The 24067-nt window shown below is 31.2% G+C and carries 23 protein-coding genes; 16 read left to right on the top strand and 7 right to left on the bottom strand.

The window, feature by feature from the left end; all coding sequences use genetic code 11:
* The first annotated feature begins 1 nt into the window (after position 1).
* The 14 genes from rpmD to AC1XJX_RS07440 all read left to right on the top strand — a co-directional run bounded on the left by rpmD (position 2) and on the right by AC1XJX_RS07440 (position 10719).
* A complete protein-coding gene (gene rpmD / locus AC1XJX_RS07505) occupies positions 2 to 184 on the top strand; it encodes a 50S ribosomal protein L30 (RefSeq protein WP_482003356.1) in 183 nt (60 codons plus the stop codon).
* An 11-nt stretch (positions 185 to 195) separates the two neighbouring features.
* Positions 196 to 648, top strand: a complete 453-nt coding sequence (rplO, locus tag AC1XJX_RS07500; RefSeq protein ID WP_482003355.1) for a 50S ribosomal protein L15 — start codon at positions 196 to 198, stop codon at positions 646 to 648.
* Between the two features lie 15 nt (positions 649 to 663).
* Positions 664 to 2010: a preprotein translocase subunit SecY gene (gene secY, locus AC1XJX_RS07495; protein WP_482003354.1), complete on the top strand. Its 1347-nt coding sequence runs from the start codon at positions 664 to 666 to the stop codon at positions 2008 to 2010.
* Positions 2011 to 2020: 10 nt separating this feature from the next.
* Complete coding sequence (infA, locus tag AC1XJX_RS07490) at positions 2021 to 2236, top strand: translation initiation factor IF-1 (RefSeq protein WP_482003353.1); 216 nt, start codon at positions 2021 to 2023, stop codon at positions 2234 to 2236.
* Positions 2237 to 2240: 4 nt separating this feature from the next.
* Positions 2241 to 2357: a type B 50S ribosomal protein L36 gene (gene ykgO, locus AC1XJX_RS07485; protein WP_013305171.1), complete on the top strand. Its 117-nt coding sequence runs from the start codon at positions 2241 to 2243 to the stop codon at positions 2355 to 2357.
* 3 nt (positions 2358 to 2360) lie between these two features.
* Positions 2361 to 2735, top strand: a complete 375-nt coding sequence (gene rpsM, locus AC1XJX_RS07480; RefSeq protein WP_482003352.1) for a 30S ribosomal protein S13 — start codon at positions 2361 to 2363, stop codon at positions 2733 to 2735.
* A 105-nt stretch (positions 2736 to 2840) separates the two neighbouring features.
* Positions 2841 to 3233 carry a 30S ribosomal protein S11 gene (rpsK, locus tag AC1XJX_RS07475; RefSeq protein WP_482003351.1) on the top strand — a complete coding sequence of 131 codons (393 nt, stop codon included), beginning with the start codon at positions 2841 to 2843 and terminating at the stop codon, positions 3231 to 3233.
* A gap of 176 nt (positions 3234 to 3409) precedes the next feature.
* On the top strand, positions 3410 to 4015 hold the full coding sequence (rpsD, locus tag AC1XJX_RS07470; RefSeq protein ID WP_482003350.1) for a 30S ribosomal protein S4: 606 nt from the start codon (positions 3410 to 3412) through the stop codon (positions 4013 to 4015).
* Between the two features lie 95 nt (positions 4016 to 4110).
* Entirely contained in the window at positions 4111 to 5103 is a 993-nt protein-coding gene (locus AC1XJX_RS07465; protein ID WP_482003349.1) for a DNA-directed RNA polymerase subunit alpha, read from the top strand.
* Between the two features lie 59 nt (positions 5104 to 5162).
* Positions 5163 to 5639, top strand: coding sequence for a 50S ribosomal protein L17 (gene rplQ / locus AC1XJX_RS07460; RefSeq protein WP_482003348.1), 477 nt, complete (start codon positions 5163 to 5165; stop codon positions 5637 to 5639).
* A gap of 86 nt (positions 5640 to 5725) precedes the next feature.
* Positions 5726 to 6829 carry a glutamine-hydrolyzing carbamoyl-phosphate synthase small subunit gene (gene carA / locus AC1XJX_RS07455; RefSeq protein WP_482003347.1) on the top strand — a complete coding sequence of 368 codons (1104 nt, stop codon included), beginning with the start codon at positions 5726 to 5728 and terminating at the stop codon, positions 6827 to 6829.
* A gap of 156 nt (positions 6830 to 6985) precedes the next feature.
* Complete coding sequence (gene eno / locus AC1XJX_RS07450) at positions 6986 to 8278, top strand: phosphopyruvate hydratase (RefSeq protein WP_482003346.1); 1293 nt, start codon at positions 6986 to 6988, stop codon at positions 8276 to 8278.
* Between the two features lie 172 nt (positions 8279 to 8450).
* Positions 8451 to 9737 carry a citrate synthase gene (locus AC1XJX_RS07445; RefSeq protein WP_482003345.1) on the top strand — a complete coding sequence of 429 codons (1287 nt, stop codon included), beginning with the start codon at positions 8451 to 8453 and terminating at the stop codon, positions 9735 to 9737.
* Between the two features lie 67 nt (positions 9738 to 9804).
* Entirely contained in the window at positions 9805 to 10719 is a 915-nt protein-coding gene (locus AC1XJX_RS07440; protein ID WP_482003344.1) for a dimethylarginine dimethylaminohydrolase family protein, read from the top strand.
* A 6-nt stretch (positions 10720 to 10725) separates the two neighbouring features.
* On the opposite strand, the gene AC1XJX_RS07435 is transcribed toward AC1XJX_RS07440, so the two are convergent.
* A complete protein-coding gene (locus AC1XJX_RS07435; protein ID WP_482003343.1) occupies positions 10726 to 12465 on the bottom strand; it encodes a M14 family metallopeptidase in 1740 nt (579 codons plus the stop codon).
* A gap of 149 nt (positions 12466 to 12614) precedes the next feature.
* Here AC1XJX_RS07435 and AC1XJX_RS07430 point away from each other — a divergent pair, with 149 nt between their 5' ends.
* The gene (locus tag AC1XJX_RS07430; protein WP_482003342.1) at positions 12615 to 14228 is read left to right on the top strand and encodes a SulP family inorganic anion transporter; all 1614 of its coding nucleotides are present in this window, start codon (positions 12615 to 12617) and stop codon (positions 14226 to 14228) included.
* 123 nt (positions 14229 to 14351) lie between these two features.
* Here AC1XJX_RS07430 and AC1XJX_RS07425 read toward each other — a convergent pair whose 3' ends face one another.
* The 6 genes from AC1XJX_RS07425 to AC1XJX_RS07400 form a co-directional block, all read right to left on the bottom strand.
* The gene (locus AC1XJX_RS07425) at positions 14352 to 14798 is read right to left on the bottom strand and encodes a HEAT repeat domain-containing protein (RefSeq protein WP_482003341.1); all 447 of its coding nucleotides are present in this window, start codon (positions 14796 to 14798) and stop codon (positions 14352 to 14354) included.
* A gap of 92 nt (positions 14799 to 14890) precedes the next feature.
* Positions 14891 to 16525: a DUF1501 domain-containing protein gene (locus AC1XJX_RS07420; protein WP_482003340.1), complete on the bottom strand. Its 1635-nt coding sequence runs from the start codon at positions 16523 to 16525 to the stop codon at positions 14891 to 14893.
* A gap of 12 nt (positions 16526 to 16537) precedes the next feature.
* Positions 16538 to 18178, bottom strand: coding sequence for a DUF1800 family protein (locus AC1XJX_RS07415; RefSeq protein ID WP_482003339.1), 1641 nt, complete (start codon positions 18176 to 18178; stop codon positions 16538 to 16540).
* A gap of 104 nt (positions 18179 to 18282) precedes the next feature.
* Positions 18283 to 20556: a TonB-dependent receptor plug domain-containing protein gene (locus tag AC1XJX_RS07410; RefSeq protein ID WP_482003338.1), complete on the bottom strand. Its 2274-nt coding sequence runs from the start codon at positions 20554 to 20556 to the stop codon at positions 18283 to 18285.
* A 34-nt stretch (positions 20557 to 20590) separates the two neighbouring features.
* Positions 20591 to 21490: a FecR family protein gene (locus AC1XJX_RS07405; protein WP_482003337.1), complete on the bottom strand. Its 900-nt coding sequence runs from the start codon at positions 21488 to 21490 to the stop codon at positions 20591 to 20593.
* A gap of 98 nt (positions 21491 to 21588) precedes the next feature.
* The gene (locus AC1XJX_RS07400; protein ID WP_482003336.1) at positions 21589 to 22107 is read right to left on the bottom strand and encodes an RNA polymerase sigma factor; all 519 of its coding nucleotides are present in this window, start codon (positions 22105 to 22107) and stop codon (positions 21589 to 21591) included.
* Between the two features lie 114 nt (positions 22108 to 22221).
* Between AC1XJX_RS07400 and AC1XJX_RS07395 the strand changes: the two genes are divergently transcribed.
* Positions 22222 to 23988: a hypothetical protein gene (locus AC1XJX_RS07395; protein WP_482003335.1), complete on the top strand. Its 1767-nt coding sequence runs from the start codon at positions 22222 to 22224 to the stop codon at positions 23986 to 23988.
* The last annotated feature ends 79 nt before the right edge of the window (positions 23989 to 24067 follow it).

Raw genomic sequence — 24067 nt, 5'->3', positions numbered from 1 at the left:
GATGGCAAAGATTAAAGTAACAAAAGTTAAAAGCGCAATCAATCGCACGCTAAGACAAAAAAGAACTTTAGAAGCTCTTGGTCTTAAAAAGATTGGTCAAGTAATAGAGCACGAGGCTACACCAAACATTCTTGGTATGGTTGCTAAAGTTTCACATTTAGTTTCTGTTGAGGAAACAAAATAATATAACTGATAATGGATTTAAGTAATTTAAAACCTGCAGAGGGTTCAGTAAAAAACCAAGGGAAAAGAATAGGTAGAGGACAAGGTTCTGGTAAGGGTGGTACTGCTACACGCGGTCACAAAGGAGCAAAATCTCGTTCTGGATATTCTAAAAAAGTAGGATTTGAAGGTGGGCAAATGCCACTTCAAAGACGTGTTCCTAAATTTGGTTTTACAAATGTTAACCGTGTTGATTATCAAGGTATCAATTTAGATACTTTACAACAACTAGTTGATGATAAGAAAATAAAAGATACAGTAGATTTTGAAACATTATTTGTTCACCGTTTGGCTGGTAAAAATGACCTAGTTAAAATTTTAGGTCGTGGCGAGTTAAAAGCAAAATTAAAAGTGTCTGCTCATAAGTTTACTGCTTCAGCAAAAGCTGCAATAGAAGCTGCTGGAGGAGAAGCTGTAACTTTATAAGACTTTATTTTAAGTATGAAATTTATAGAATCAATAAAGAATGTTTGGAAAATAGAAGAACTAAGAAACAGAATCATAGTCACTTTGAGTCTGTTATTAGTTTATCGATTTGGTGCACAAGTAGTTTTACCAGGTATTGATGCTTCCCAGTTAGGAGGTTTAGCAGATAAAACAGACGGAGGCATTCTAGGTTTACTCAATGCTTTTACTGGTGGTGCTTTTGCTAATGCTTCGGTATTTGCTTTAGGAATCATGCCATACATTTCAGCTTCTATTGTTGTTCAGTTAATGGGTATAGCTATTCCTTATTTGCAAAAACTGCAAAAAGAAGGCGCTAGCGGGCAAAAAAAAATTAATCAAATTACACGTTGGTTAACAATCGCAATTTGTTTATTACAAGCTCCAGGTTACCTAGCTGCTTTACCAAGTTTAGGTATTCCTCAAAGTGCATTTTTGTTAGGTACAGGTCCTTTATTTTATTTTTCCTCTGTTACTATTCTAGTTACTGGTTGTATTTTTGCAATGTGGTTAGGAGAAAAAATTACTGACAAAGGTATAGGTAATGGTATTTCATTACTAATTATGGTTGGTATTATTGCAACTTTACCACAGGCTTTTTTACAGAATGCAGCAACAAGGTTAGAAGGGAATAATGTTATGTTAATTCTTTTTGAATTGGTATTATGGTTTGTTATTATTCTTGGTTCTATTATGCTTGTAATGGGTGTTAGAAAAATAGCAGTACAATATGCTAGAAGGACAGCATCTGGCGGTTATGAAAAGAGTGCTATGGCTGGGTCAAGACAATATATCCCATTAAAGCTTAATGCATCCGGAGTTATGCCAATTATATTTGCTCAAGCTATTATGTTTGTTCCTAGTTTTATTGGAGGCTCTTCATTTTTGAAGGAGACTTCGGCTGGGGCTTGGATGCAAACTAACTATTCAGATATGTTTGGTTTTTGGTATAATTTAACTTTTGCTTTATTGATTATCGTATTTACGTACTTTTATACAGCAATTACAGTACCAACAAATAAAATGGCTGATGATTTAAAACGTAGTGGTGGTTTTATTCCTGGTATTCGTCCTGGATCTGAAACATCAGAATATTTAGATAAAATAATGTCTCAAATTACTTTACCAGGTTCTATATTTTTAGCACTTATTGCTGTGTTCCCAGCGTTTATTGTCAAACTTATGGGAGTGCAACAAGGTTGGGCTTTATTTTTCGGTGGTACATCACTATTAATTATGGTTGGAGTTGCAATTGACACTATGCAGCAAATAAATTCTTATTTGTTGAATAGACACTATGACGGTTTGATGAAGACAGGTAAAAATAGAAAAGCGGTAGCTTAACTTTTATACTATGGCAAAACAAGCAGCAATAGAACAAGACGGGACAATTATTGAAGCATTATCAAATGCTATGTTTCGAGTAGAATTAGAAAATGGACACATTGTGACTGCGCATATTTCTGGTAAAATGCGCATGCATTATATTAAGTTGTTGACAGGAGACAAAGTGAAATTAGAAATGAGTCCTTATGATTTAAGTAAGGCTCGAATAACTTATAGATACTAACAAGATGAAAGTAAGAGCATCAGTTAAAAAAAGAAGTGCAGATTGTAAAATCGTACGTAGAAAAGGTAGACTTTACGTGATAAACAAAAAGAATCCTAGATTTAAACAAAGACAAGGGTAAATTATGGCAAGAATTGCAGGTGTAGACATACCAAAAAACAAAAGAGGAGTCATCTCTTTAACTTATATCTATGGTATAGGTAAAAGTAGAGCAAAAGAAATTTTAGCAGAAGCTAAAGTAGATGAAAGTACAAAAGTTCAAGATTGGACTGATGACGAAATAAGCAACATTCGTGAAGCTGTTGGGTCATTTACCATTGAAGGCGAATTACGTTCTGAAACACAATTAAACATTAAGCGATTAATGGATATTGGATGTTATAGGGGTATCCGTCATAGATCTGGACTTCCTTTAAGAGGACAGCGTACAAAAAACAACTCTAGAACTAGAAAAGGTAGAAGAAAAACTGTTGCTAACAAGAAAAAAGCAACTAAATAATTAATTAGTCTTTAGTAATTAGACGTTGGAAGGAATCTGTTTGAAATTATAAAAGGTTTAGGATTCTAGCGACTATCAACTAACAACTGAAAACTATATAATCATATGGCAAAAACAAATACAAAGAGTACAAAAAAACGTAAAGTTATTGTAGACTCTGTTGGAGAAGCTCACGTAAATGCTTCTTTTAATAACATTATCATCTCACTTACCAATAAAAAAGGAGACGTAATATCATGGTCTTCAGCTGGAAAAATGGGATTTAGAGGTTCTAAAAAAAACACACCTTATGCTGCTCAATTAGCTGCTGAAGATGCTGCAGCTGTTGCACAAGAAGCTGGTTTGAAAAAAGTAAAGGTATATGTTAAAGGTCCAGGAAATGGTAGAGAATCTGCTATTCGTTCTATTCATAACGCTGGAATCGAAGTAACGGAAATCATTGATGTTACTCCATTGCCTCACAATGGATGTCGTCCCCCTAAACGTAGAAGAGTTTAGTTCTTTTGCTAAGAAAATTATTTAATTAATATCAATAGCTAAATGTTATTGATATTAATTTTGTTTGTACATTTGCAAACTTAAAAATCAAAACAAGTATCAACAAGAGATCAACGATTATCGAAGGATAAGATTAAGACCTTAATTCATAATCACTCTTAAAAACAAATTTAAAAATGGCAAGATATACTGGTCCTAAAACTAAAATAGCCCGAAAATTCGGTGAAGCTATTTTTGGAGAAGATAAATCTTTTGAAAAAAGAAATTATCCTCCAGGTCAACACGGAAATGCAAGACGTCGTGGAAAAAAATCTGAATATGCAATTCAATTACAAGAAAAGCAAAAAGCAAAATATACATACGGTATATTAGAACGTCAATTCAGAAACTTATTTAAAAGCGCAAGAGCTGCTCAAGGTATTACAGGAGAAGTTTTATTACAACTTTGTGAGTCTAGATTAGATAATGTAGTATTCAGAATGGGTATCGCTCCAAGTAGAAGTGGTGCTAGACAATTAGTATCTCACAGACATATTACCGTAAATGGAGAGCTGGTGAACATTCCATCTTATTCATTAAAAGCTGGAGATATTGTGGCGGTAAGAGAAAAATCAAAGTCTCTTGAGGCTATTGATAAATCTCTTAATAATTCAAGTCACGTATACGAATGGATCACTTGGAATAATGATACTAAGCAAGGGACTTATGTTTCTGTTCCTGCTAGGATTCAAATTCCAGAAAACATTAATGAACAATTCATAGTCGAATTATATTCAAAATAATAATTTAATCATATTGGTATTTAGCCAAAGGGTTTATTAGTCTTCTTCAAACTTTTAAACCGCGCAACTAAATAACAATTAAAACGAAGAAAAAAATGGCAGTATTTAATTTTCAAAAACCTGATAAAGTAATCATGATTGATTCTACTGATTTCGAAGGTAAATTCGAATTCAGACCCTTAGAACCAGGTTACGGATTAACAGTAGGTAATGCTCTAAGAAGAGTCTTATTATCTTCTTTAGAAGGTTTTGCAATCACATCAGTTAGAATAGAAGGTGTAGATCATGAGTTTTCAGCAATCTCTGGAGTTGTAGAAGACGTAACAGAAATTATCTTAAATTTAAAACAAGTACGTTTTAAAAGACAAATTGAAGATATTGATAATGAATCAATTTCAATTTCAATTTCAGGACAAGACCGCATTACAGCTGGTGATTTTCAAAAATTTATTTCAGGATTTCAAGTATTAAATACAGAATTAGTAATATGTAATTTAGATCCTAAAGTCAATATAAATATGGAAATCACAATTGAAAAAGGGAGAGGTTATGTTCCTGCAGAAGAAAATAAAAAACCAACTGCTCCAATAGGTACGATTTTTACAGATTCAATTTATACTCCTATAAAAAATGTCAAATATAGTATTGAAAACTATCGTGTTGAGCAAAAAACTGATTATGAAAAATTAGTTTTTGAAATCATTACAGATGGATCAATTACGCCACAAGATGCATTAACTGAAGCTGCTAAAACGTTAATTCATCACTTCATGTTATTCTCGGATGAGCGTATCACTTTAGAAGCTGATGAAATTGCACAAACTGAAACTTATGATGAAGAATCACTTCACATGAGACAGTTGCTTAAAACTAAATTAATTGATATGGACTTATCAGTTCGTGCTCTTAATTGTTTAAAAGCTGCAGAAGTAGATACTTTAGGAGATTTAGTATCATTCAATAAAAACGATTTGATGAAATTCAGAAATTTTGGTAAAAAATCATTAACTGAGCTTGAGGAGCTCGTAAATGTTAAAGGTTTAAATTTCGGAATGGATTTAAGTAAATATAAATTAGATAAAGATTAATTAATCATATTTTGCTCCTCGCTTGTCGAGTTTGGTAGCAAGATGATAAAATAGACGTCATGAGACACGGAAAAAAAATTAACCACTTAGGTAGAAAAACTGCTCATAGAAAATCTATGTTAGCTAATATGGCATGTTCATTAATTGAGCATAAACGTATTAACACAACATTAGCTAAAGCTAAAGCTTTAAAGCAATTTGTTGAGCCAATTATTACTAAATCTAAAGAAGATACTACACATAACAGACGTATTGTTATGGCTCGTCTTAGACAAAAAGAGGCAGTAACTGAATTATTTAGAGATGTTGCTGCTAAAATAGCTGATAGACCAGGTGGTTATACAAGAATTATTAAACTTGGAAATCGGTTAGGTGATAATGCTGATATGGCTATGATTGAATTAGTAGATTATAATGAAATTTATAACGCTGAAAAATCTAGTAAGAAAACAACAAGAAGAAGTAGGAGAGGTGGTTCTAAACCTGCTGCGGCTCCAGTTGTAGAAACTAAAGCATCTAACGAAGAAGAAGAATAAATGTTAATAAGCATTTAATATATAAAGGATAAACTATTTTAGTTTATCCTTTTTTTTATGCAATTTTGTAAAACTTTTTTAAAAACATGAAATATCAAAAAAGACAAAAAGCCATCATCCTTTTAGCAGATGGTACCATTTTTTATGGTAAAGCTGTAGGTGATAAACAAGGTACTGCTTTTGGCGAAGTGTGTTTTAATACAGGAATGACTGGTTACCAAGAGATTTTTACAGATCCTTCATATTATGGTCAATTAATGGTAGCTACGAATGCTCATATTGGTAATTACGGAACAAACGAAGATGAAGTTGAATCAGATTCTATTAAGATAGCAGGACTCATTGTAAAAAACTTTAGTTATGAATACTCTAGAACTGCGGCCGATGATTCGTTAGAAAATTTTTTAAATAAAAATAATCTTCTAGCAATTTCTGATGTAGATACTAGAGCTCTGGTTAGTTATATCAGAGATCATGGTGCTATGAATGCTGTTATTTCAACAGATGTAGATAATATAGAAGGTTTAAAAAAGCAGTTAGCTAAAGTTCCAAATATGGAAGGTTTAGAATTAGCTTCAAAAGTATCAACTAAAGAGCCTTATTATTTTGGTGATGAAAATGCGGCTTATAAAGTAGCAGCATTAGATATTGGTATAAAAAAGAATATACTTCGTAACATAGCTAAAAGAGATGCTTATATTAAAGTGTTTCCATATAATTCAAAATTTGAAGATTTAGAATCATTTAAGCCTGATGGGTACTTTTTATCAAATGGACCAGGTGATCCTGAACCTTTAATTGAAGCTCAAGAATTAGCCAAAGAAATTATTAAAAGAGATTTACCTTTATTTGGTATTTGTTTAGGTCATCAAGTAATAGCATTAGCGAATGGAGTCTCTACTTATAAAATGCATAATGGACACAGAGGTATTAACCATCCTGTTAAAAATTTAATAACGGGTAAAGGTGAAATTACGTCTCAAAATCATGGTTTTGCAGTTAATAAGGAAGAAGCTGAGTCTCATGCTGATTTGGAAGTAACTCATATTCATTTAAATGACCATACAGTAGCTGGTTTAGCGATGAAAAGTAAAAACTGTTTTTCAGTTCAATACCATCCTGAAGCTAGTCCTGGTCCGCATGATTCTTCATATTTATTTGATCAATTTATTGAAAATTTAAAAAAATAATTAACCCCATAAAACCCTCAATATTAAATTATTAATATTGAGGGTTTCTTAACTAAAACGTTATAGAACCGTTTTTGTTAAATTCTCTACAAACATTAAATTAAAAACAAGATTTAACCGTAAATTTGATTATTAAAAGTTTAAAACAAACCAATTATGAGTATTATAATTAATATCCACGCAAGACAAATTCTAGATTCAAGAGGAAATCCTACAGTAGAAGTAGATGTAGTTACAGAAAATGACGTTTTAGGAAGAGCCGCTGTACCATCAGGTGCATCAACTGGAGAACATGAAGCAGTAGAATTACGTGACGGTGGAAAAGCATATATGGGTAAAGGCGTTTTAAAAGCCGTAGATAATGTAAATTCTATTATTGCTCAAGAATTATTAGGAGTATCAGTATTTGAACAAAATCTTATCGATCAAATAATGATTGATTTAGATGGAACAAAAAATAAATCAAAGTTAGGAGCTAATGCTATTTTAGGTGTTTCTTTAGCAGTAGCTAAAGCAGCAGCAGCAGAGTTAAATATGCCATTATATCGTTATGTTGGTGGAGTTTCTGCTAATACATTGCCAGTACCAATGATGAATATCATTAACGGTGGTTCTCATAGTGATGCGCCAATTGCATTCCAAGAATTTATGATTATGCCAGTTAAAGCTAAAAACTTTACACAGGCTATGCAAATGGGCACTGAAATCTTCCATAACCTTAAAAAAGTTTTACACGATAGAGGTTTAAGCACAGCTGTAGGTGATGAAGGAGGTTTTGCGCCAAATTTAGCAGGAGGTACAGAGGATGCTTTGGATTCTATTAAAGTAGCCGTTGAAAAAGCAGGATATACTTTTGGAGGTGATGTGATGGTAGCTTTAGATTGTGCAGCTGCCGAATTTTATGTAAATGGAAAATACGACTACACAAAATTTGAAGGTGAAACAGGTAAAGTGAGAACTTCTGCTGAACAAGCTGAGTATTTAGCTGAATTAGCTGCAAAATATCCAATTATTTCTATTGAAGATGGTATGGATGAAAACGATTGGGATGGATGGAAATTATTAACAGAAAAAATTGGCGATAAAGTTCAATTAGTTGGTGATGATTTATTTGTTACTAATGTAGAGAGATTATCTCGTGGTATTGAAAATGGTATTGCTAATTCAATTTTAATAAAAGTAAATCAAATTGGATCTTTAACTGAAACTATTGCAGCAGTTAATATGGCTAAAAATGCAGGATATACTTCAGTAATGTCTCATCGTTCTGGTGAAACAGAAGATAATACGATTGCTGATTTAGCGGTAGCTTTAAATTGTGGGCAAATTAAAACCGGTTCTGCCTCTAGAAGTGATCGTATGGCGAAATACAATCAATTACTTCGTATTGAAGAACAATTAGGAGAAGTTGCTTATTTTCCACAAGAAAAAGCATTCAAAATAAAATAAGAAAACAATTTATAAATTATATTAAAAGCGATTATTTTCTAATAATCGCTTTTTTATTTAGTATCAATTTTAATAATTGCTTAATCGATTAAATCATTTCGAATTGTCTTTAAAAATAAAGGTATATTTCGTAATTTAGCAAACCACATGATAACTTTAAATTACTAAAAAAATGGCAAATACTGCTACGATAGAAATTAACGGTAAAAAAAATGAATTTCCTTTAATAAAGGGAACCGAAAATGAGCTTGCAATTGACATTACAACTCTTAGAAGTGATTCGGGAGGTGTAATAACAATAGATCCTGGGTATAAAAATACAGGGTCATGTGAAAGTGCTATTACTTTTTTAGATGGTGAAAAAGGTATTTTGAGATATCGTGGATATTCAATTGAAGAGCTAGCTGAAAAAGCCGATTTTTTAGAAGTAGCATTTTTATTAATTTTTGGTGAGCTACCTACAAAAGAACAAAGTGAAAAATTTCATGCAGATATTAAAGCACAATCTATTGTGGATGAAGATATAAAAAAGATTTTAGATGCTTTTCCAAAATCCGCACATCCAATGGGTGTAATATCGTCTTTAACTAGTGCGTTAACGGCATTTAATCCTTCTTCTGTAAATGTGAATTCAGAAGAGGATATGTACAAATCTGTAGTTAGAATCTTAGGAAAGTTTCCTGTTTTAGTAGCTTGGACATTACGCAAAAAACAAGGGTTACCACTTGATTATGGTGATAATGAGTTAGGATATGTTGAAAACATTTTGAAAATGATGTTTCGACAACCTAATGCTTGTTATGTACAAAGTAAAATTTTAGTTGATGCTTTAGATAAACTTTTAATTCTTCATGCAGACCATGAGCAAAACTGTTCTACATCTACAGTAAGGATTGTAGGTTCATCTCATGCTGGTCTTTTTGCATCTATTTCTGCTGGTATTTCAGCACTTTGGGGTCCACTTCATGGTGGTGCAAATCAAGCAGTTTTAGAAATGTTGGAAGCTATCAAAGAAGATGGAGGAGATACAAAAAAATACATGGCTAAAGCTAAAGATAAAAATGATCCTTTCCGTTTAATGGGTTTTGGACATCGTGTTTACAAAAATTTTGATCCTAGAGCTAAAATTATCAAAAAAGCTGCTGATGAAGTGTTAGGTAATTTAGGGATTGTTGATCCTATTTTAGATATAGCTAAAGGACTTGAAAAAGAAGCATTAGAAGATTCATATTTTGTGGATAGAAAGTTATATCCTAATGTAGACTTCTACTCAGGAATCATTTACAGAGGTATGGGGATACCAACTGATATGTTTACAGTTATGTTTGCACTTGGTCGTTTACCAGGTTGGATAGCACAATGGAGAGAAATGCGATTACGTAAAGAACCAATTGGAAGACCAAGACAAATTTATATTGGAGAGACTGAAAGAAAGTTTGTTTCAATAGATAAAAGGTAATTTTAATAGAGTAAAAAATACAAAGCTTCATAAGTTATTACTTGTGGAGCTTTTTTATATTTACAATATGCTACATTTAAATATTACAGATGAAATTTCAAGGCTTCGGGAGGTGATTTTAGGTACAGCTGAAAGTAATGGGCGTATTCCTAAAGTTGAAGATTGTTACGATCCTAAAAGCATAGAGCATGTTCTATCAGGTACTTATCCTAAAGAGTCTGATATGATTTTAGAAATGGATGCTGTTGCTAAAGTGTTTGAAAAATATGGTGTTAAAGTTTTTAGACCAGAAGTTATAAATAATTGTAATCAAATATTCTCCAGAGATATTGCATTTGTTATAGACGATAAAATTATCCGTGCAAATATACTTCCAGATAGAGATAGAGAAATTGAAGCGATTAGATATGTTTGGAATCAAGTAGATAGAGATAAAAGAATCATTTTACCAGATGAGTGTCATGTCGAAGGCGGTGATGTTATGCCTTGGGGCGATTATATTTTTATTGGTACTTATTCAGGAGAAGATTATCCAGATTTAATAACAGCTCGAACAAATATGGATGCAGTTATTGCAATTCAAGAATTATTTCCAGATAAAATTGTAAAATCTTTCGAATTAAGAAAGTCAAATACAAATGCTAAAGAAAATGCTTTACATTTAGATTGTTGTTTTCAACCCATAGGCAAAGGAAAAGCTATTATTCATAAAAATGGATTTTTAATTGAAAAGGAGTATGATTGGTTAGTTGATTTTTTTGGAAAAGAAAATGTATTTGAAATCTCTAAAGAGGAAATGTATGAAATGAATAGTAATGTTTTTTCAATATCTGAAGATGTTATTATTTCTGAAAAGAACTTTACAAGATTAAATATATGGTTGTGTAATGAAGGTTTCACAGTAGAGGAAGTTACTTACGGCGAAATATCAAAACAAGGCGGTTTGTTGCGTTGTACGACTATGCCTTTAATTAGAGATTAAAGTTAATTAATAGCTAATCCTATAAATAGGGAATTGCATATGTGCTTTTTCATAGTTTTTACTTTGTTTATGCAACCAATCTAATTGTGCATACCAATTGTTAGCAAAATCATTATCAATTGATTTTTTTGAATCAAATTTAATTTTCAATTCTAGATTTTGATTTAGTATTTCGAGTATTTTGTCTTCCCAAACATACGGCGAAAACCCTTCTTTTTGTTGTAAAATAGTATCGAAGAAATTCCAATTAAAAAATGAATCTGGAGCCTGTGGCTCAAGAGTTTCAATCAAATACCTAAAAGCAGCTTGATTGGTGTAAATCATAAAATCACCTTTAAAAAAGTGAATGGTTTTTTCTGTTTTATTAATTTCAGTTTTGTAATGTTGATAATGACCTTCATAAGGTGATTGTCTGGTTTTATAGTCTGAAATTTTATAAGATTCAACATTAATTGTTGTATCGTTTTCAAATGCGGTCATTTTAACTTGATTTAATTTTAATAAATCAATAACATGATGTAAACCTTTAGGTATCACATATGCTTTTGGTACATCAATAATTGAGTTTGGCTTAAAATAATTTTCATAAACAACCTTCTTTATAAATGGTTTAGTTTTATCATATTTTAATCGATCAAATCCTGTTACAGCGCTTTTTATAATCTCACCTTCAAAACCTTTAAAATTTAAAGTTGTTGTTTTAGTAGTGTCAATCTCCCAATCAAGTGTATAGGTTTTTTGTTTTTTAATATCAGATAATGCATCCTTTCGTAATTCTGAAATCTGATCCCCCTGTTCTTCAGTAATTTCTATCATACTTTTCATCAGTTCGTAAGTTCCCTCTACACGCTGTTTGTATGGTTTTAACATGTGTGTTTCCACCATCATACCTAAGGTGTTAAATAAAGTAGTATAGCCTGTTGAATAACGGGGATGGTCCATAAATTGAGAAAATCCTTTTTCAGGAATGGAGTTAAATACATTAACATAAGGTGTGATATCCCATTCTTTTTCGGCAAGTTTTTGTTCTAGTTTAGGCATCATTTCAGTATGTAAAAATTGGCCTAAATTACCACCAAGTTTGTTGTGTTGCGTGAATAAATGCGTTAGCGTATATTGGTAATCTGCCCCATTACTTACATGGTTATCAATAAAAACATCTGGTTTTACTAAATGAAAAATCTTTGCAAAGGTCTTAGCATTTTTAGTATCCGATTTTATAAAATCTCTATTTAAATCATAATTTCTGGCATTACCTCTAAAACCATATTCAAGAGGACCATTTTGGTTTGTTCTAGTTTTTGAGTTTCTATTTAAACTACCACCAACATTATAAATTGGGATGGTAGCTAAAACCGTATTCTTTGGAGCTTCAATTTTTCCTTGTACAATATCCCTAAAAAGCATCATAGTAGCATCAATACCATCAGACTCACCAGGGTGAATGCCATTATTAATTAATAAGATGCGTTTTCCTGTTTTATGAATTTCAGAAAAATCAAATAGTTTATCTAGGTTTAAAGTTACAAGATGGAGTGGTTTGCCAGAGTCGGTTTCTCCAATACTATCAATAGAGATTTCTTTGTAGGCTTCTGATAGATTAGTATAATATTGAATGGTTTCCTCGTAAGTAGCAGTTTCTAGGCCCTCAGATTTTTCAAACTGAGTTTCAAAATCGAAATTTTTAATTTCAGTTGAAGCGTTACAACCAACTGTTAAAACTACTAGAAAAAGAATCTTTTTCATAATTAAAAATTGTTTTTAGTAAATCTACAATTTCTAAAGAAAATAACTCATAAATTTTCAAACGTTGTAGTAAAACTATAGGTCAAATAATATAAGATAACTTGTTGGGAAATATATAAACTGTAAATTTGTAGCTTCAAATACTCAAGATGACCGAATTTATTACTACAAGAACAACCAACGCAAAAAATGATATTTTAAGTGGAGTAACTGTGGCATTAGCCTTGGTTCCTGAAGCAGTAGCATTTGCATTTGTTGCAGGGGTAGATCCTTTAGTTGGTTTGTATGCCGCATTTATGATTGGGTTGATAACCTCTGTTTTTGGTGGCAGACCCGGAATGATAAGTGGAGCTACAGGTGCACTTGCAGTAGTAATGGTAAGTTTGGTTGCTGAAGGAAATGCTTTTGGAGCCGAGGGTGAACAATTAGGGTTATATTATTTATTTGCAACAGTTATTTTAATGGGTTTTATACAAATGTTAGCTGGTGTTTTTAAACTAGGTAAGTTTGTAAGATTGATTCCTCACCCAGTAATGATGGGTTTTGTTAATGGTTTAGCAATAGTTATTTTCTTGTCTCAATTAGGGATGTTTAAAAACGCTTATGGTGATTGGTTTTCTGGCATTCAGTTATATATTATGCTTGGACTGGTAGCTTTAACCATGGGGATTATGTTTGGTTTACCTAAACTAACTAAAAAATTACCCGAAGCTTTAATTGCTATTTTGGTAGTTTCTGCTATTGTTATTTTTGGAAAATTAGATGTTGCAACCGTTGGTAGTTTTATACGCGATGGTGGAGGCGAAGGTTTAAAAGGCGGTTTACCACAATTCCAAACAGATATTTTTAGTAAAGTTCCTTTTACTTGGCAAACTTTAAAGTTTATTGGTCCGTATGCATTAATATTAGCAGCTATTGGTTTAATTGAATCGTTAATGACACTAAATTTAGTTGACGAATTAACTGAAACTAGAGGTAATACCAACCGTGAATGTTTAGCGCAAGGTGGTGCAAATATCATTACCGGATTATTTGGTGGTATGGGTGGTTGTGCCATGATTGGACAATCTTTAATCAACATAAAGTCAGGAGGTAGAAAACGATTATCAGGTATTGTAGCTGCGGTTTTATTGCTAGTATTTATTCTATTTGCATCTGGATTAATTGAGCAAGTTCCTATAGCTGCGTTAGTTGGCGTTATGTTTATGGTTGTTATAGGCACATTCGCTTGGAGTAGTTTTCGTATATTAAATAAAATCCCGATTACCGATGTCATTGTTCTAGTAGCCGTATCCTCACTAACTGTTATTTTCGATTTGGCAATTGCGGTAATAGCAGGTGTTATTATTAGTGCCTTAGTTTTTTCATGGGAAAATGCTAAACGCATTCGAGCACGGAAGCGTATGCGTGATGATGGTACAAAGGTTTACGAAATTTGGGGACCATTATTTTTCGGTTCCATCATAGCGTTTAATGATAAGTTTGATGTAAAAAACGATCCCGATAATGTTGAAATAGATTTTGTAGAGTCACGCATAAGCGATCATTCTGCCTTAGAAGCAATTTTTAATTTGGTAAATAAATACGAAGCCGAAGGCAAAACAATCAAACTAAAACACTTAAGCGAAGACTGTAAAATATTACTTTACAAAGCAAGCCCAAAATTCAGAGAAGTAATCATCGAGGATATAGACGACCCACGTTACCATTTAGCAGAAGACCCTGAGAAATTTACAAAACCATTATCCGAGTATAAGTTTTAAGTAATAATTAGGGCGTTACCAAATCCTTCGATTACGCTTATGACATGAAGTCTGGCTTTACTTTACAATCTTTTTTGCTCGTGCCTCCTAAAAAGGGTTTTCACTGCAATACTTAACGCAAAACTATCGCATTGGCTTTTTTAGTTGTTCTTTAGCGCGATCAAACGATTTTTTACTAGCGCGTTCCCAACGGTAAATTTTATACTTTTTGTTTTTGTTAACTTCATATTTAACTTTACTATCGGTAACAAGCTTTAACCAATTAAATCGTTTATTTACAATCGTTTTTACAAGCTCATCATTATCTTCTAATGTTTCCAAAGCATTTAAAACAGCCATAGATACGTTTTGAACTTTATCATTCATAACATTTATAAGTACAGGTATAGAAGATGGTTTACCAATAACCCCCAAAGCTTCGGCAGATAATTTTCTATTTTTATAGTTTCCAAACCTTAAAGTATATTCTAACTTTTCAACTTCTTCGTTGTGCATCAAATAATTGATAGCACGTTCTGAAGGTTGAATAAATTTAAGTTTGAAAATTAAAAATATAATTTTATAGAACATGTTATTGGCTAGTAACAGTTTATCTATTAGTGTTTAATAAATAGGTTTTGTTACGATAACTAATTAAAGTATTAGTTCGATAAAGCAAAGTTTTAAATTTTAATTACTTTGTGAATTTCCTTTTTATTAAGAGTGTCAATTTGGAAAAGGTATAGTCCGCTTGATAAGTTTTTTAAATTAAGTTCTAATTTGCCAGCTTCAAGATTTTCGGTTTTATCTATTAACATGACTCCAGATGAGTTAAAAAGTCTATAAGAAATAGAGTCAGTATTTTCTAAAGTGGTTGAAAGATTTATGATATCTATAAAAGGATTGGGATGAATCATCCATTTTTTAGATGCTTCTTTTGGATTTTCACCTGAAAAATTTGTGCAATTTGTTGCTATTGAATACTCATCTTTCAAAATTTCACCAAGTTTTAAATTATTAAAACTATCGTTTACTGTATGGTTAAAAAATGTAGCATCAATAATGGTATTGTCTGCTCCTAAAAAGTCTTGTAATAGAGTGGCAAAAGTTTGTCTGTAATCATACTGAACTGTTTGGATTTGATAATTGTTTAAATCTGTAGCTTCTGTTAAAATTGGATTAGTACCAGAAACGCCACCAGCAACAGGTTTGCCAAAAACAAACATAGGAGCAATTTCTCCATGATCTGTTCCAAAACTACCGTTTTCTTTAGCTTTTCTTCCAAATTCAGAAAAAGTTAATCCAACTACATCTTCATCTAAATTCTGACTTTTTAAATCATCCATAAAAGCTTTTATGGCTTCAGATAGTTCTGTTAATAATTCATGATGTCTTCCAGTTACATCTCCAATACCTTGTACTTGTGCATTATGTGTATCAAAACCAGAAATACGAACCATAAAGACTTTGGATTTTAAATTACCACTTATTAATCTTGCAACTGTTTTTAATTGGTTTGATAAATCAGAGTCTGGATAACTTACGTCGTTTTTTCCACCATTAAAGGCTGAAGAAATTGAGTTAGCGTATGTATTTGATAAAGCGTCAGTATTATTTATAAATTCTAATTGTTTACCATAATCAGAATTAGGAATATTTATTGGTGGTACACCTCCTAAACCATTTAAAACAGAATAAAAACCAGCAGGGTCTTGTCCAGTTATATTTAATGATAAACCGTGAGCTTCTTCGGCATGAAAACCTAGTGAAGTTTTATTAGAACCTATTTCTACAGCTAAAGGAAAAGTTTCTAATAATAAATCAGCGTAATATAATTCCATAAACCGTCCAATCCATCCTGTATCTTCACCATTTAATAAGCTGTTGCCATCATTACCTGTTAGATAAAGATCTGTGGATTTAAAGTGGCTTTTATTTTGTGATGGATAACCAACGGATTGTATGATTCTAAAAACACCTTCATCATATAAAGATTTAAAGCCTATTAGCGCGGGGTTTAAACCTAATTGTTGATTGTTAGGCAAATTATCATCAAGTGTAATATATTTATTTACTCCTGTTTCTGGAACTTTTATTGTAGGTCTTAAATTACTATAAGTGTCATATTGATTTAATGGAATTATAGTATTTAATCCATCATTGGCACCAGCTAAATTTATAAGTATTAATTTTCTATTAGAAATATCTGGACAGTTTGCAAATGGTAAAAATGATTTTAATGCTGCCTGTAATTCAAAAGGAGTTAATGCAATTGCTGAAGCAGCAGATGATAATTTTATAAATTGTCTTCTTTTCATAAATTAAGTTATTTACATTAGTTGAAATTCTGCAGCATTAACCATAGCTATTATTAATGCATCCAATCGCGTTCTTACCGTGGTGTCATCACCATCATTTAAATATTGAGACCAGGTTCCAGACCAATAATAATCTGGGAATCCATCGTCAACTAAAAAACTTTTAAAATAATTTACTCGATCAGTATCAATACTTTCTGGATATAATAAATCTGCAATTTCATTAACCAATAAATTGGGATCTGAAGCATTATCAATTTTATTTTTCACAAAAGTAACTGTGTCTAATTGTGCATAAATATTACCGTTAGTTATAGTGTTTTTACCTTCAATTAAACTTTCTATTAGTTTATATCTTCCAATTAGTGTATTTGATGAAAACCAGTTTCTATCAAACCCTGGTTCTTGATAATAGGCTGGATAACCTGCTACCGAATCAGGGTTATGCAATTCCATCCCAGCTGCTTTAAAATATGTGTTATGAATAAAATTGAGGAAGAAATTACTGTAGTATCTTAATGGATCTGTATTTGGGTCTGGATATGTTACATTGAAAACCGAACATATTTCTGAATATAATTGTAACGGACTTTTTATAATACTACCAATAATATTATCAGTCGCATCACTATCATCTGCATCATAGAAATGTTCGCTTGATAGTAAAGTTGTGATAACTGGTAATATTTCATAATTATTATCTATGAGTATTAGTGCAAGTGGTGTAATGATATCTGTTTCAATTTCTTCTGTCCATTCGCTTTTTACAAAATAACGATATAATTTTCTGCAAAATGCTTTAGCAGTTTCAGGTTGTGAAAAAACCATTTCTACAAAATTGTCTAACTCTTCAAATATTTCTGTTTCATTATTTTTACCTGTAATCACTTGGTTTCCAAAAGAATCACTGAATACTTTATCGTTGGTATCGTGTTGGCTAATATTAATATATCCCATTGGGATACTCGTATCAGGGTCAATATCACTTCTATCATTTCTTTTCTTAAACCCAGAAAACACTTTTGCAGCCTGTTGTATGTCTATTTCAGTGTAATTGGTATAGTTTCCATCTCCAATTTGTTTGCCTTTCAGAATTGTAAACAACTCTAAATATTCTCTTGCATAATTTTCGTTTGGATTATTTTTATTATTCTGGGTGTTATCTAAATAATCTAACATTCCATTATCTAGTGTGATTTTTTTAGCTAATGTTTTAATGTTTCCTAATGCGTAAAAATCTAGTAAATTTAAATGGTCAAAAAAATAGGTGGCAGCTCCAACACCAGAATCTTTGCCTACTGTAAAACTTGTATGTAAAAAGAAAGAGAGTTTATGTTTTAAACTAACTTGTTGCATAGCATTATATAACCACCAACCTGAAACGATCCCTCTTTTTCTTCCTTGACCACTAAAGGAGTTTGGGAGATCATTTGATGAGGTCCAAAAGCCATCAGGATTGGCTATAGGAAGCGGATCGAAAGGTTGATCCAAATTATTATCTAAGTTATCAGTTAAGCCATTAACAGCTTCTATTGCAGAAATCCCGATGAATAAATTAAGTTGCTCTTTGGTAAAATTAAAAGTAGCACGTCTTAGCAGGTGTTTAGCTTTTCGCAAGTCTAAATTTGAACCTAGTGGATTAAGTGATGCCATATATTTATTTTTTTTTAAAAATAGAGAAAAGATTGATTTAATATTTAAAAAATTGATATTTTTCGTTGAAAATCAATTAGTTGTGAAGTTTAATGGTAATTCATCTAAAATCGTAATCTAAAACTTACATTTGGAGTGATTCCCAAAGATTCATTTTCAATTTTATTAACCAAATTGTCATTATCCAATGTATAGTAAGCGTTGATAATGTTTTTTTTATTTAAAATATTCCAAACCGAAGTGCCAATAGTAGCTTTTACATTATCAAACATATTAAAGTCATAATTAGTAGAAAAATCCAAGCGTAAATAGTCATTTAAGTTGCTACTGTTTGGGCTAGCATAAGTTATCACTTCATCATCAGAAATATCGTTTATACTTGGTTCTGTGTTAGGAATACCAGAATGCCAATTCAATCCGATAGCCAATTTTATTTTATTTTTTGTGTAAGTACAAGCTAAGGTTATTGCGTGTTGTATATCGGCATTGTTAGGGAACGACTCGCCATTATTTAGTTCATTAAAAGTGTAGTTATTTGTGCTATATGAATAAGAAACCCAGGTGCTAATGATGTTATTAAACTGTTTATTTAATAAAAAATCTATACCTTTAATTTTATAACTTCCAATAGCATTTACAAACTGATATTGGTTTTGAAAACCTTGACTCCTAGTTGTAATACCGTCAGCATTTTTTATATAAGCTTCTGCACTTATTAAAAATTTATTTTTATTAAAATGTACACCTCCAGATAGTTGTTTGCTTTTTATAACGGGTATGGTATTATTGTTTGATAGTACCCATCTTCTGTTTTCTATACCTAAAAAATCATTTTGTAAATCAATAATTTGTGACGTAGTTTGACTTTTAAATTCCCCTAGAATTTCAAATCTAAAATGATTTAAAAATCGATGACTAAAATTTAATCTTGGTTCAGCAAAAAGCATATCAAACTTTTTTATGTAGTTTAATCTGCCACCTAAATTTATTCTGGTTTTGGCATTGTTGGATAGAAAATTTATTTCGCCGTAAACAGCATGACTTCTAATAACTTCTTTTATATAACTTCTAAAATCTGGATTATTAACATCTTCTAAATTACTAATGCCAACCTCAGTAAATTGATAACCACCATTAATTGTAAATTGACGATTGAGTTTGTAATTAGCATCTATTTTAGCTGAGCCATCATATACTTCATTCTCTTGAATTAAACGCTGATTATTCAAAACATCAAAATTGATAGCATCTAAATCATAGTTTGAAACATAAATTTGAGAGGTTGTTGAAAACTTGTTTGTCCAATCTCGAATGTAAGTTAATCCAATAGCAGAATTTCGTTGTGTTAGTTTACTGTTTAAAGCTTCATTTCTATCATTAATAATGGATTGTTCGTCGTAATTTAATTCATTACTCACATTGTAAAAATGTAATCTAACTTTATCTTTTGCGGTAACATCATATAAAAACTTCGCAGTAACATCATAAAAATAGAAAGATTCATTTTGAGAAATAGCGTTATCACTACCTTTTGATTTGGTAAAATCAGAATCTTGAAAAATGCGCTTAAAATATTGGTTGTAAGTTGAGGTGTTTATCAAATCAGTCAGTGACCGCCGTGTAGAAATTTGTAATTCTGTTTTCTTAGAAATTGGTATTTTTGCAAACCCATCAGCATTAATTAAATTAAAACCACCACCAGCTTTAAATTCGTTATCAATATCATCAGGTAACTGCATATCTATAATGCTAGAAATGCCATCGCCATACTTTGCACGGGTACCATTTTTATAAAGATTTATACGTTTTGTAGTATAAGGGTTAAAGGCAGAAATTAAACCAAAAAAGTGGCCAGATTGATACATTTTTATACCATCCCAAAGTATCAAATTTTGGTCGTGTGTGCCACCTCGAACGTTAATATTTGAAACTGTTTCGTCAGTACTCAAAACACCCGGTAACGCTTGAATAGTTTGTAAAACATCTGGTTCAATTAGTCCAGGTAAAATACCAAAGGTTTCAGGTTTTATATTAATTGAACCATCATTAAGTTTAGTAATACCAGAGGTTAAATAATTATTTATTATAACTTCTTGAAGTCTTTGAGTGTTAGATAAACTACTCTCTTTTTTAGGTATTTTTACTACTACAAATCGGTTGTCTAATAATTCGTAGTCTAGATTGGTCTCTAGTTTTAAAAACTCTAAAGCTTCCTGAAGCGTTAAGCCATCTTTTAAAGGTTTGGCTTGTTTATTTTTTATGGTTTCATCAACGTAAGAAAAACTAATATTAAATTTTTTTTCAATTTGTCTTAAAACTGTAATAAGAGGATGCTTTTCTTTTTGAATTGTTTGAGCTTTTGTGCTTGCAACATTCAAAAAAACAATTAAAAAAAAGATAGAAAGTATATTTTTACTCACCTCTTAGTATTATAGTATTGTTAGTTTTACTATAGGTTACATGTAAAGGTAGTGTAATTGATTTTAATGCCACGTCTAAATTATCGTGAGTAAAACTACCCGAGAATAACTGAATAGAATCAATTCCAAGTAATGTTATTTCAACATTGTATTGTCTTTCAAACTCAGAAATCACTGCTTTATATGGCGTACTTTTAAATGTGCTTTCGTTATTTATCCACGAAGGTGTAGAGCGGCTTTCTTTTTCTTTTGCAATTGTTTTCCCATCAATAATTAAAAAACTGTCTCCAGGTTTTAATTTTGTTTCTTGAGAATTGTAAGTAACCCCAACTAATCCTTCGTAACAAATAACCTCAAAATAATTATCGCGTTGTTTTACATTAAATTGAGTACCATAAACCGTTATGATTCCTGATTTTGTAATAACATTGAATGTAGAACCCTTGGCAACTTTAAAAAAAGCTTCACCATCAAGTTCTACATGACGATCTTTTTTCCAATCGTTTTTATTATATGTCAGCACCGATTTTGCGTTGAGGGAAACGTTTGATGCGTCAGGTAGATCAATAGTTGTTTTTTGAGCTATTTTTGTTCTAATTGTAGAATCTAAGCTAGTAGTATAATAGTATAAGCTAAAACATATCGCAAGAATAGCGGCAATTCTCATAAAAGGTTTTCCCCAATGCGTTTTAGGCTGTGTTTTTTTACTTTTAATTTTAGATAAAATAATCTCTAATTCTTTAGTTGTGTTATAAATGTCTACTTTAAAAGCTTGTAAATTGGAATTTAACTTTACTAAATCTTTATAATCTTCAAGGTTTTTAAATGCTTGTAGTTCTTGGGGATTTAAGTTGTTATCTAACCATTTAGATATGAGTTCTTCTCTTTTCATTATTTGCTTATTCAATTATATAACAGTTGTCTTTTGTTTTTTCCTACCCGTATTTCAATTTTTTTATAACTAAAATTTCAGTCTTTAATCTTCTGTATTTATTTAAACTCCTTAATATCCTTTCTCAATTTTTCCAAAGCACCATAAATACGTTTTTCAACGGCTTTAGTCGAAATATCTAATATTTCTGCTATTTCTTTAAAACGTTTGCCTTCAACACGGTTCATCATAAAAGCTTCTCTTTGGGCTTCAGTTAAATTATTTAATGCCTTTTGCAATTTATCGTTATACTCCTTTTCCTGCATTAAAAATTCAGGACTTTCATTGGTATATATTTTTTGTTTGGTCTGTTGGTGTTTTAAAACTACCTTTTGGTGTGCAGTTTCATTAAGCATTAAATTATTAGCGGTTGTAAAAACAAAACTCTTAGCTTTTTCTGGCGAAACTTTCGCGCAGTTTTCCCATAATTTTATAAATGCTTCTTGTACCTTGTCTTTTGGGTTAAGTAATTCCCCAAACTTATAGTATAAGAAATCGTGTAAATTTTTAGAGTGTTTATTAAAAATAGAAGAAAAAAGATGTTCTTCGCAAATATTATCATGTAGCTGTTTACTCATAGTTGATGGTAGTTGGAGTCACTAAATTAAAAAAAAACCAAACATAGGGTAGGAATTTTTAAAGTTATCCTGTTTTATAATCAAAACGCTATGTTCAACCCAAAATCAAATATCATGATAACAAAAATGAGATTATTATTACTGTTGCCTTTTTTTGCCCTTTTATTCGTTACTTCTTGTCAAGATGAAGTAATTGATATTACTCAACCTCAAGAAGCCGAAGCGTTAGCTCCAACTTCTGAGTTAACTACTTTAATTAGTGCCACTGCTAAAATGGATGGTTCTAAAGATAATATTATTGATAAGGCTAGTTGTTTATCTGTAGAGTTACCAATAACTGTTTTCGTAAATGGTTTAGAAATCACTATTGATACAGAAGAAGATTTACAACTTATTGAAGCTATTTTTAAAGAGTTTGATGATGATGATGATATTTTAGATATTGTTTTTCCAATAACTATTATTAATGCAAATTATGAGGAAATTGTAATAGAGAATGAAGATCAATTAGAAGATTTAATTGAAGAATGTAGTGGAGAAAATGAAGACGATGATGACATTGAATGTATTGATTTTAAATACCCAATATCTTTTTCAGTTTACAATACAAATTTTCAAGTTACCGATTTTATAAACATCGAAAACGACCGTCAGTTATATGAATTTATTGAAAGAGTTAAAGAAGAAACAGGTCTTTTAGCTAGCTTAAACTTCCCACTAACAATGGTATTAGCTGATGGTTCTGAAATTCAAGTAAATAATAATATAGAATTAGCTAGAACTATTAATGAAGCAAAGGATGCTTGTGATGAAGATGATGATAACGATTATGGTGATGATGATTTTACCAAAGAGCGTTTAGACGAACTTTTAAAAACGTGCCCTTGGGTTGTATATGAAATTGAAAGAAATCAGGATAGCTTAATCGAGGTGTATCGCGAATATGTTATGGTATTTAATGAAGATAATGTCGTTAAAGTTTATTCAAGAGGAGGCGATGTTTTAACTGGAACTTGGACAACACGCGTTACTGATAATGGCGCACTAATAAAATTAGAATTTGATTCTTTAGTAGACTTTACATTAGAATGGTTTGTTTATGATCTTGAACCAGGAAAAATAAAGTTATTCCAAACCGGTGGTAACAAAATCATCTTAAAGAAGAATTGTGATATCAATTATGTAATCACTAAAGATAGGATTGAAGATTATTTACAAGAATGTTTCTGGAGAGTAGAACGTTTAACTATAGACGGAATAGATAATGAAAAAGATTACATAGGGACACCTTTAAAATTCTTTTCAGATAACGTTGTTAAAATTAGAGTAAATGGAGAGTTAATTGAGGGAACATATAATGTTGTGCCTCTTAACACAGAAGGATTTGTCTTGCAAATTCAATTAGAAGACAGGCCTAATTTACAGTTAGAATGGTTTGTTACATATTTACAACCAACTTTAATTAAACTTGAAAGTTTAGGTAACAGAGATAATAAAATGTTTTTACAAAGACACTGTTTTGATGAAAATGATAATTTAACTTATGTAGATGGTGTTTTAATTACGGGAGAGTGGGAAGTAGTATCATATCTAGACAGAGATGTAGATAAAACAGAAAATTATTTGATGTATACTGTAGATTTTCAAATAACAGGTAGAGTAAAAGTTACAGATCCTAATAATGGTGTTTTCAATGGCTCCTGGTTAGCTTATGAAAATCAAGGGTTATTTTTAGGTATGTATTACGGAACAAACCAACCATTTGAGGTACTAAATTATAGATGGAAAATTGTAGAAGTAAATCCAAGTAGAATTCAATTAAAAGATTTTAGTTCAACTGGAGCCATAGAAAGAATATTAGTTCTTGAAAAGAAAAGTTAATTAAAAAGAATTCCCCAAGGGAAATCCTTGGGGTTTCCATTGAGTTTGTTATTCCAGCGAAAGCAGTAATCTAAATAAT

This window comes from Flaviramulus sp. (assembly GCF_982512915.1).
The sequence above is the reverse complement of the archived record's forward strand: the minus strand, read 5'-3'. Positions and strand labels throughout refer to the sequence as shown.